The sequence below is a fragment of the Eggerthella sp. AM16-19 genome, from assembly GCF_003474385.1.
Lineage (GTDB): Bacteria > Actinomycetota > Coriobacteriia > Coriobacteriales > Eggerthellaceae > Senegalimassilia.
In genome coordinates this window covers 1-511 of record NZ_QUCY01000028.1, presented here as the reverse complement: position 1 = coordinate 511, position 511 = coordinate 1, and the positions used below count along the sequence as shown (strand labels likewise).

Sequence of the window (511 nt, the reverse complement as noted above, 5' to 3'; positions counted from 1 at the left end):
AGCTTGGAGGTGACGTCCTCGCCCTGGGCGTTCTTGATGACGAGCACGTCGGCCGTGGCCGCAACCTCGCCGTCGGAGACGCTCGTCGCCGTCGCGCTGGACGCGGCGGCCTCGAGCGTGTAGCCCTCGGGCAGGGCGCCGACCGTCACGGCGGCGCCGTGGGACGCGCCGTCGTAGGCGAACGTGCCGCCCGTGGTGGTCACGACCACCTCATCGGCGGATTCGGTGACGGTCAGCTTGCCGATGGATTCGGAGACCGCGTAGTTCGCCTGCTTGGCGGTGGCGCCTGCCGCCGCCCAGTCGATGGCGTAGGCGTTGTCGCTCGTGCCCACCTCAGTCTGGGAGCCGGTGGTCTCGAAGGGAGCGGACTCGCCGTTGACGAAGCCGGAGATGGTGCCGGCGGCGGTCAGGGCGTTGCCGTTGTAAACCCTGGAGGCGCTCGGCGTGCTCACCGTCAGCGGCGCGGGCGTGATGCGGTACGCGCGCTCGACGCTGCCGGCGTAGTTGCCCT

Annotated in this window: 1 protein-coding gene; it reads right to left on the bottom strand. The window is 71.0% G+C overall.

Features of this window, described 5'->3' with window-relative positions; translation table 11 throughout:
- Positions 1–511, bottom strand: a 511-nt coding sequence (locus DW178_RS11445) for a hypothetical protein (RefSeq protein WP_199669290.1), incomplete at both ends; no start/stop codon positions are given.